Below are 11239 nucleotides of genomic sequence, written 5' to 3' on the forward strand. Positions count from 1 at the left end.
GGGTAAGGTTGTACTAAGGGATCTATCCCGAAGGAACGTACTACTGCATTACTTGAGGTAGTTGTGATGATTCCAGTTTCGTTAATGAGTCTTGTCATCTCTTTCTTGGCTGTTTATATGTATACGAATACTACTGAAGAAATTGTCAAAGTAGGAACAGCAGGGATGGCATTAATATGTCTATTTTTAAGCTTTGTTTTTGCTCCTTGGAGCATCGTTTTACTGTTGGTAGTATCTTTGGTTATATACCAATCCCCTTTGTTGAAGTATTAGATAAAGAATAGTTAGTAGCATTCTAGTCTTCATCAAACAATAAATCAAAAAATTTATCCACCTCCGTTTTCAGGTGGATAAATTTTGTTTCAGATAGAACAAATGCTAATAGCTCAATAACTATCAATTATCTTAGTAGGCTAATATTATTTTTAGAGGTTGTCAGGTAAACCAGTCTTTTTATTATCTATAGCAATAGGAACTCTTCCCCATCCTGCTTCAGCGCCTAGATCAAGCCATATTTGCTCCAAAGTAGCAAAACTATAAGGATCGTAAGAACCATTAACACCTATATCATAAACACCAGAAGCACCATGTCTAACACCATAAGGATCGTGAATAAAAATTTCCTCTTTATCCAAATTAAATCCTGTTGCTACAACCATGTGTCCGCTACCATGATAAGCTAATCCTAAAACTATTGGGTATCCAGCTTTTAGACAAAGCATTAAATCAGCATGAGAGAGTGTATAAGAAAAATAAGTTTCTACTCCGAAATCTCTTAATGCTTTAGTCTGTGCGTCATGGTCTGTGGTATCACCATATTTTGCTAATGTTTCACCATAAAAACTTTCAAATTCTTTGTAGTTAGCATGCCTTGATTCTTCCCTTAATTGTGGCTTTAAACCTGCTAAGAACATAGAACAAGAAGTCAAATTGCACTGGCGACTTCCCGGACCAAAATAAAGGGTATCGTTATCTAATTGAGAAAAATAAGGTACGTCTAGCTTTTTTATCCTCTCACTTTTTGGTTGTTTCAATTTTAGGTGAGGTGTATAAGCATAAACTTTTTCTAGATAGGTTTTGCCATCATGTGCTAATTTTGGATGTTCTAAGGTAAGTACAGTATGTTGGTAAGCATCTGGCAATATTTCTTTGACTTTGATTTTTTCTTGTTGTTTGACAAGTATTTTCTCATTATCCCATAATTCTGAAGATTGTATAGGTTTAGATTTTAACCAGGTTGAATGGACAAAACCTACAGTGGTAACTTCCATTTTTTCCTCCATTTTTTCGTCTATTTTGTTTTGACCAAACGCACTATTTTTTACAGGTTTACAAAATAGTTTAGCTTCAGCACATCTGCGTCTCCGCAAACCCACTTCAGCAGCAGAACCAGGGTTTCGATATTTTTCAAATTGCTTTGTAATCCAATTTAAATCTTCCCACTTTGAAATACTATCACAAACCCTTGTAATGGACTGAAAGTTTGCTCCACCATAAAAATTTGCACCTAGGTTGTAGGCAAAACTATAAAGAGCTCCCTGTTGATTGGGATTCATCTTAGACCAAGTAGGGATTCTTTCTAAAACAGGTTTACAAACTTCTTCAACTTCCCAGGCTAAATATTTCTCTGCTTCAGCAGGGGAAATAATATCGTTTCTTCTAACTTTACTACCATTAGGATATTTTGTACTCCCATACCCAATGGTAGCAACTTCCCACCCATAAATTGGATCGGGATACGCTTTTGCTCGGCCATCAGAAAGTTTTTCATGATACCCCTCAAATTTCTTAATTAAATTAAGACCACTTTGAGGAATTAAATTTTCTCCACTCATAATTTATACCTAACGACAAAACTGATACAAAGTGACAATATAGACAGTACATATACTTAAAATAGAAGGTTATCTGCCTCTTGTCCACCGCTAGCTTTGTAAAACAACCGCCATTTTTGATATTAATTGAGGCATTTACAGGTATGTATTATAACACGATCTACACTTAATAATACGCTCTATAATTTAGGCATATATACCTTATTTTTCGTTCTAAAAAGGTATATATGCTTAAATTTAAGCATATTTTCTAATTCAGTTTTTTCTAATACCAAATTAATAAATGTTTGCTACAAATAACTAGGCTATTTCTTAGAAGTCAGGAATCATAATGAATAGGCTTGATACCATTTTTTATGTCATAATTTATTTTTTTCGTCAAATATACATTTCTGATCGAGTATTTTAATAGTGCNCATATATACCTTATTTTTCGTTCTAAAAAGGTATATATGCTTAAATTTAAGCATATTTTCTAATTCAGTTTTTTCTAATACCAAATTAATAAATGTTTGCTACAAATAACTAGGCTATTTCTTAGAAGTCAGGAATCATAATGAATAGGCTTGATACCATTTTTTATGTCATAATTTATTTTTTTCGTCAAATATACATTTCTGATCGAGTATTTTAATAGTGCTGATTATTCGTAACATCCTTTTTTTAAAATTGTCTAAGTTTCAATAACTAGACTTTCGGATTTTAATTTCTTGACTTAAAACTGTAAAAACTTGTATATTTATACATTGTATGTTTATCAAGAGTAACTTGAGTAATTTGCTAGGCTTAACATCCCCTAGTGGTGCAGGATTACCTCAGCATAATAATTCATGGGTAAAATGATGGGAAAGATGAGAAATATTGTCAGATATTCAAACAGTATAATTTTAAATAATAAGTCATTCTAAATACTTATTATAAATGATAGAATAGAGCTTTCATTAATTGATAATTGATAATTGATAATTGATAATTGATAATTGATAATTGATAATTACCTCTGGTTAAAGCCGCACGGGAATTGAAGATAAGGAAATTCAAGAGCACTTTTCTCTTGGTCGATTGGATATGGCGTTTAGCGTTCCGCACAATTTTCCTGACGGAATGCTCCGCAAACGTTAACGCTGCGCGACATATAAAACGTTAGCGTTAGCGCAGCTCCTCTGGAAGAGGCAGTGGATCTGCAAGAGCGGGAAACCTTTCCCTCCGGGACGCTTTCCTACGGAATGCTCCGCAAAGGCGCACTTCGGAGCTTTGCGTTAGCAAACGCCATCCCATCCTAAGGTCATGCTCCGCATTTCCTGACGGAATGCTCCGCAAACATGTCGGCGACAGCCGAAGTGCGAAGTTGTGCGGAACGCTAAACGACCGCTTTTTCCCCTATCCAAGGGGAGGCTTTAAACCACAATTATTTAATTATTAATTATTAATAATTCGGTAATTACCTACAACAGAAAGTTTAAGAGCCAGAAAAAACTGAAATTTCCTGTATTTATTAACCCTGGGGTTTACACCCTCCGATACCAGCGGACATGATATAAATTATGGAGAAACTGTGTGCTAAATTACTTCAACACACAGATTAGTTATTAATTAACTATTTCAACACTCACCTGGGATGTCCCATCCTCCTAATGAGTGCTGAATGTTGACCGCTGCTTTAATACAACTGATTCAACCACTGATCTACATCAATTGCTAATTTCTTACCCAATTGTAATAACTTGCGAATTTGAGGTAATTCCCAGGTTTTTTCTACTCCAATATCTCCTACATTTTGTTGTAGCTGAGGATTATTTCGCTTTTCAATACAACCCAAACAAAGAGGTACAATTTGACTTTCCAGAGATTGGAAATAAATCTCCTGAGCGCCAATTAATGACAAACCTAAATTTAATTTATTTCCTACTTCAACAATTCGCTCTAAACCTTGGATATCTAATTCCAAATTCTCCGGTTCATTATCATACAAAATATGCCTGAGTGAGTTAACAATTAGCCTTTCTAAAGATTCCTTAACTTCCAGGTTGTGGAATCGACATTGCTGCTGACCAACTTCACTAGCAAGAGCTTCTAACTCCGCCAAATGACTAATACTTAACTTACCATCACTACTTTCTGCCTCTAAAGTTCGCGCACTTGTCAATAACCGATGACCCAATGCTACTTCAGCAGCTACCTGTAACTCCTGGGGTACAGCTAAATTATCTCGGCGGAAAGCCATCATTATGCTATAATTATCTCGGTACACCTGAGTATACAATTGATCTAGGCGATTGAGAGTTTCTTGACTCAATAGAGTCATTATCCGTTGGCGTTCCTCTGCAAACAGATCCCCTAAACCAAACGAAGATTTTCCAAATAACTCAGCCATGCTCATAATTACATTAGCAACACTGCCTTCTTGTAAAGCATCAAATAGGCTTTCTTTGATTTCTGTATAAACCCGACGACCTGTGAATGGTTGAATACAGCAATGGAAATCCCATCCTCCTAAATGCAGTACAGCAAAAACAAATTCTTTGCATTCGAGTGTAATTTCTGAAGTTAATTGTAGCTGACCTACTGCCAAACTCAGATTACCCATCCGTCGCATTTGATAATCATGTTGCTTAGTGTTGTAGCAGTAAACTCGTTGTTCGCGAGTATAAGTAGTAAATAAGGAATTAATTGCATAGTGAGCTGCTACTTGCTCCAAAGTAATTTGAGCTGTGGCAACTAACTGTCGATAAACTTCATCACCTGTTTTGAAGATATCTACGTTACTGGGGGCAAAAGCAAGTTTAGATACAAATTCTTTCTCTAATTGTACTCCTGCCACATCACCTGCTAATTCTATTGCTCTGGAAGCATAACGTAAAATTTGAGTACCTTCTGGTCGAGATATTTCATCAANCTCCAAAGTAATTTGAGCTGTGGCAACTAACTGTCGATAAACTTCATCACCTGTTTTGAAGATATCTACGTTACTGGGGGCAAAAGCAAGTTTAGATACAAATTCTTTCTCTAATTGTACTCCTGCCACATCACCTGCTAATTCTATTGCTCTGGAAGCATAACGTAAAATTTGAGTACCTTCTGGTCGAGATATTTCATCAAAAAACCACCCACAACTTGTAAACATTAATAGAGAATGTCTTTGCATTTCCAATAAACGCAAAGCATCTACTTTTTCTACTTCTTTAAGGTCGTGGTTTTGATGCTTAGAAAAGAAATTCTGAATGTTCTCAGTGGAGCGATCTAGAATTACTTTAACGTATTCATCTCTTGCTGCCCAAACATCTTTGAAGAAGTGACGACCAAAGTCTTCGTAAATGTCAACAAATTGATCCCGTAGCCAATTGAGTGAATCTCGTAATGGTCTCCGCCATTTCTGATGCCAGGTGCCACCACCACCGCAACCACAATCATCTTGCCAACGGTCAACACCATGACAACAACTCCATGCTGTTACTGGTTTTAATGCAACTTCCCAAGTAGGAGGATTAATACTGAGGTAATGAGCAAAGTTAGTTACTGTCCAATTGCGATTAGGAAATTCTCCTAAGAAAGCGAAGGCAAGACATTTTTCTGTACCGCCTTTATGATGACCGAATGTTTCACCATCAGTGGCAACAGCGATTAATTGTGAGGGACGTTGGTCTCCCCGTATTGCCTGGCCAATTCGTCCGGCCAAATTATGAGAACTATTGAGGACATCATTAAATCCCATATCTCTTGATATCGGACCATCATAGAAAAAGATATCAATGTATGGAGTTTCTGTGGAATTGTCACTGTCGCTACCCCGTAAGAAACAACGATAAGGCCGGGTAGGATCGATTTGACTGCCACCTACTTCGACCCATTCTGGATCATGGTTGTCTGGACTGGAAAATGGACGACAACGTTCTGCTTGGGAAGGAGCTAAAACAATGAAGCGAATGCCTTCTGCAACTAATACTTCTAGGGTAGGATAGTCTACGGCTGTTTCTGCTAACCACATTCCTTCTGGGTCGCGACCAAACCTGGAGCGGAAGTCTTCTTTACCCCAGCGAATTTGAGTATATTTATCTCGTTCGTTGGCGAGGGGCAAGATGATGTGGTTATATGCTTGAGCGATCGCGTTACCATGTCCATCGAGTCGTTGACAACTTTTGCGGTCTGCTTCAATAATTTTTTGATAGACTTCCATATCATGGCGTTCCAACCAACTCATTAGGGTCGGACCGATATTGAAGCTTAGATATTCGTAGTTATTGGCGATCCCCACCAATTCTCCTCGGTCGTTGAGGACGCGGGCAAATGCATTGGGGCGATAGCACTCGTGTAAAATTCGCTCATTCCAGTCATGGCAGGGAGCCGCACTAGGTTGACGTTCGATAGCGTCTAGATAGGGGTTTTCCCTGGGGGGTTGATAGAAGTGACCGTGGATGGTGACATAAACGCCAGTGGCAGTATGTACAGGTGCTACAGAAGTTATCTGATTATTGGTTGTTTCAGATAATGAAACTTCTACAACAGAGTCATTTACTTGATTCAAGTTTGTCTCAGATGAGGAAACCATGCGATCGCATTCTCCATTTAAAACAACAAATTAGTTTGTTCGCCCTAATATGGCGACACTCCAAGATTAAGGATTATTTTTAAACATTTAATTTAGATGTTTAATTCCAATTCTTGGTTAGTTTTTCTCTTTTTCTTTGATTTCAATTACACTTATTCTTTATTAGCCATTGTTGCAGAGTGATAAAAGGCAAATTGTGTTTAGATGCTCTTGATTAGTTAGCCAAGCTTTAGTCTTTCAACAACTACCTCAAAANTTCTTGGTTAGTTTTTCTCTTTTTCTTTGATTTCAATTACACTTATTCTTTATTAGCCATTGTTGCAGAGTGATAAAAGGCAAATTGTGTTTAGATGCTCTTGATTAGTTAGCCAAGCTTTAGTCTTTCAACAACTACCTCAAAACTATACTATTTCCTCCTAACTTGCCTTGACTTTAGTAGGCGATCGTTTTCGCTAATAGTAATGTTGAAAACTTGCTTGCAGAGTTAAATAAAGATTTAATACTTAGGTCTTAATTCCTATCATAAAGCCTACCCTACTCAAAAAGCAAGACTGTAGTGACAAAACTTAACTTTACTTATAACTTNGATCGTTTTCGCTAATAGTAATGTTGAAAACTTGCTTGCAGAGTTAAATAAAGATTTAATACTTAGGTCTTAATTCCTATCATAAAGCCTACCCTACTCAAAAAGCAAGACTGTAGTGACAAAACTTAACTTTACTTATAACTTCTCTGTAAATTAGTAACATTACTTTTGATTAAGAAATTAAAAATAAATCATTTCAATTTCATCAAATTATGTTAAAAGCACTGTGTTTATAGGGAACAAGAAACAGAAATATGTAGTAAAAATTTATCTAAAATGCTATAACAATCCTAAATTGGTTGTGAAAATTTTTATAACAGTTAATTTTAACTGAAAAACTGAGAAATGCTGACTCCTGAATCCTGATTTAGGAGGGATAAGAGGCGGAAATTAAATAATATATCACGAGTAGGAGAAAGAGAAAGTTTTTTTATCACTAATTAAGAGATTGAATGTATCAGGAAATATAAATAGGGAACAGGGAATAAGGAGGAATAAATCAAGACAAATATTTGTCGCTATTAAATCTAGGAATATATGTTTAGTCACAAGTGATGCTTTCTTAATACTTATTTGACAAACAGTCTCTAAACAGACATGATATGATGTCGAAAACTGGCAGTTAATCACTATAGCAATTCCCAAGAAGCGTGAGGTACAAAATTCGTTTGTTTTAGGGAACAGGGAACAGGGAATAGGGAATAGGGAATAGGGAATAGGGAATAGGGAATAGGGAATGAGGAGTAGGGAATAGAAAAGAAATTAAAGAGCTTGTGTACCTCATAAGCTTGAGAAACGCTATATTCACAATCACTATTATTTGAAATTTAGTTAAGTAGGCAAGGGAAATTCAAGGCAAACAGCACTAAAGCAAGTAAATTTTCCTCAAACAATTCTTACTTCTACAGATAATTAAACCTACTGTTCCGTTAGCTGATTCATAATTCCTAATATCATTATCCTAATATCATTATCCTCAAAAGGCCATTTACTTAATGTCAGTAACTTTAGAGATATCTAGGATAAGGCAACAGGAGCAGAAAGAACACCTACAAAAGTATATATATTAGACCTAGGCGTGAAAAAGATCTAGATTTTTTGCGCATGGTCGGGAACAGGGAATACTTAACTGGGAACAGGTAAGATATTTTTACGAAAAAGGCAGTAAAAAGGATTTTTTCTGGTGACTTTTTCTGGTGACTTTTTCTTTCTTTAGCTAATATAACTAAAAGGTTTATTTATTTTCCACCAGATGTCTATTATTGATCACCTGATTTATGATTACATAGATTTCTTTATACTTAATACCATNTTTTCTGGTGACTTTTTCTTTCTTTAGCTAATATAACTAAAAGGTTTATTTATTTTCCACCAGATGTCTATTATTGATCACCTGATTTATGATTACATAGATTTCTTTATACTTAATACCATTTCTCTATGAAGTTGCACTTAATATATAAATGGTAATCATAGGCACAATTAAGATTTAAGCAAGAATTATTAAGTACATTGTTACACAGAAATGGTATTAGTCTAAATGTCATGATCGATCGGCACAATATCAATAATACCTCAATCATTAACGGTCTCACAGAAGATGAGGTAACAGCTCGTCGTGCTTCTGGCTTAGGAAATCATGTCAAACTAGACACAAGTCGCTCCTACAGCCAAATATTAAAGGAAAACTTATTTACCTTTATCAATACCGTTTTCCTCAGCATTAGCCTTGTTTTAATTTCTCTTTCTCGTTATGGTGATGCTTTCCTCGTGATCGTTGTTATTTTAGGTGGCGTCATAGTCAGTGTTTGCCAAGAAATATGGGCTAAACAAAAATTAGATCAAATTGCCCTATTAACTAGACCATTAGCTACCGTTATTCGAGAAAGTAAACAACAAAACATTGATCCCAGTGAAATCGTTGTAGGAGATATATTAGTAGCTAATGCTGGAGATCAAATAGTAGTTGATGGACAAATAGTAGGAGAAGGCCAAATAGAAATGGACGAATCACTTTTAACTGGGGAATCCGATCTAATTCCTAAACAGGCAGGCCAACCAGTTTATTCTGGTAGTTTCTGTGTCAGTGGTACTGCTTACTATGAAGCCCAAAAAGTAGGAACCGAAAGTTTGGCCTATCAACTAACAGTTAGTGCTAGAGCATTTCGCCAAATTTACACCCCCCTCCAACAAGAAATTAACTTAGTCATCAGAGTATTTTTACTCTTGTCATGCTTTCTGTGGATACTGGTTACTATTAATTGGTACTTTGGATTTTATACATTTGCTGACACTGTTCAATATGCTGCTGTAATTGCTGGCCTAGTGCCAAGTGGGCTTTATTTGGCTATCACTCTAGCTTATGCTCTAGGGGCAGTCAAAATGGTGGGACAGGAAGTCCTAATTCAGCAGGCTAATGCTGTTGAATCATTAAGTAATGTAGATATTTTATGCTTGGATAAAACTGGGACTTTAACGGCTAACCGTATTAGTTTACAAGCTATTTATCCCATAGGGCTTGATGAAATTAATTTGGGAAGTCTATTAGGTGAGTATGCAGCTAGTACCACTTCTAAAAATCAAACTATTGAAGCTCTACAAGAGGTTTTCTCTGGAAGTCAACGTTCTCTAATTTTTGAAATCCCTTTTTCTTCAGATCGTAAATGGAGTGGTATGAGCTTTGCCAGTCAAGAGGAAAATTCACCATCTGGGACATATATTCTCGGCGCTCCAGAAATATTAGCTGAAGTTACACCCCTCAGTACGAAAGTTACTCAGCAGATTCAAGAATTAACAATGGCAGGATTCCGAGTGCTTTTATTTGCTCATAACCCCAACTTTAATAGCTTAAACCAAGATTTAGAAAAACCACAATTACCTACTGAACTTTTTCCTCTAGGAATTATTAGTTTTCAAGATGAACTTAGGCCAGAAGCTCGTGAGACTATTAAGGGTTTCTCGGAAGCAGGGATAGAAGTCAAAGTAATTTCTGGAGATAATCCTCAGACTGTAGGTGCTTTGGCCTCACAAGCAGGACTTGGTTCAGATACCCAAGTTATTTCTGGTTGGGAATTAGCCAAACTAGATGAAGCTCAGTTTATTCAAGCAGCAGCATCTAAGACAATTTTTGGCCGTGTCACTCCTAGCCAAAAAGCTAAACTGATCCGTAATTTTAAGGATCAAGGTCATTATGTAGCGATGATTGGGGATGGGGTTAATGATGTTCTCTCTCTAAAAGAAGCTAATTTGGCGATCGCTATGGAAGGAGGTAGTAAGGCGACTCGTAGTGTGGCAGATATTGTCCTATTGAACAATTCTTTTGCCTCTTTGCCTCATACTTTTTTGGAAGGACAACGGATTCGTAATGGTATACAAGATGTATTGAAATTATTTATGATTAGGGTATTCTGTGTCAGTCTATTGATTTTTGCTACAGGATTTATTGGTGGATTTATCGGCGGTACTTTCCCACTATTAAATAAACACAGTGCAGTTGTTACTCTAATATCAGTAGGATTTCCTACTTTTTGTATTCCGATTTGGGCTAAACCAGGAATATTACCTCGACGTAGTATAGTGCGCTCTCTACTTCATTTTACTTTGCCTGCTACTTTGACTCTGACTCTTGTAGCTTTAGGAGTTTATTTAACTTATCTAGCAATACCATTTTCAGGAAATGAGTTAGTTATTGACCTTGACCAAGTTAATGAATTTCTTTCAGTTCCGCGTAGTGCCCTAGTTACAATTATGATTTTATGTGGTTTATTGTTAGTGCCTTTTCTGAAGCCCCCCACAAAAGCTTGGGTGGGTGGAGAAGTTTATAGTGGTGACTGGCGGTATACTTTTGTTGCATTAGTTTTGTTAGGGGTTTATATAGTTATTTTGGTTGTTCCTCCTCTACGTCAATTTTTTGAATTATCTTTACTGAGTATCCGTGATTATGTTGCGATTAGTTGGGTAGCTTTAGTTTGGTGTTTATTATTACGCTATGTCTGGCGAGCAAAACTTCTAGACAAATTTTTAGGTGTCGATCTGAGTTGAGGGAATAGGGAATAGGGAATAGGGAATAGGGAATAGGGAAAAAAGTACATGGTCTCTCTTAAATAGCTAATTAATAAAAGAAAATTAACGACACTTGAAGTCAAAATTCCTATTGCGTATGTCGCAATAGACATGAATGAAATTTCTATTTCTAATTTGCTCAAAGCTGAACTCTGAATTTTATAGGCAAAAACTTCTATTGCCATATCCGCAACAAAAGATGGAGTGAGC

General features: G+C 36.3%; 3 protein-coding genes and 1 pseudogene. 1 reads left to right on the top strand and 3 read right to left on the bottom strand.

Annotation, left to right across the window (positions count from 1 at the left end; genetic code table 11):
* Nucleotides 1-425: 425 nt before the first annotated feature.
* The 3 genes and pseudogenes from AFK68_RS26365 to AFK68_RS39910 all read right to left on the bottom strand — a co-directional run.
* Nucleotides 426-1835 carry a glycoside hydrolase family protein gene (locus tag AFK68_RS26365; protein ID WP_094676462.1) on the bottom strand — a complete coding sequence of 470 codons (1410 nt, stop codon included), beginning with the start codon at nucleotides 1833-1835 and terminating at the stop codon, nucleotides 426-428.
* 1660 nt (nucleotides 1836-3495) lie between these two features.
* On the bottom strand, nucleotides 3496-4656 hold the full coding sequence (locus AFK68_RS39905) for a DUF3536 domain-containing protein (RefSeq protein WP_371357570.1): 1161 nt from the start codon (nucleotides 4654-4656) through the stop codon (nucleotides 3496-3498).
* 75 nt (nucleotides 4657-4731) lie between these two features.
* Nucleotides 4732-6381 (bottom strand): annotated as a pseudogene (locus AFK68_RS39910) (DUF3536 domain-containing protein); the annotation flags it as partial.
* 2131 nt (nucleotides 6382-8512) lie between these two features.
* On the opposite strand from AFK68_RS39910, the gene AFK68_RS26375 reads away from it, so the two are divergent.
* Nucleotides 8513-11008 carry an HAD-IC family P-type ATPase gene (locus AFK68_RS26375; RefSeq protein WP_094676466.1) on the top strand — a complete coding sequence of 832 codons (2496 nt, stop codon included), beginning with the start codon at nucleotides 8513-8515 and terminating at the stop codon, nucleotides 11006-11008.
* Nucleotides 11009-11239 lie beyond the last annotated feature (231 nt).

This window comes from Hydrocoleum sp. CS-953, assembly GCF_002260545.1.
GTDB lineage: Bacteria > Cyanobacteriota > Cyanobacteriia > Cyanobacteriales > Microcoleaceae > Trichodesmium.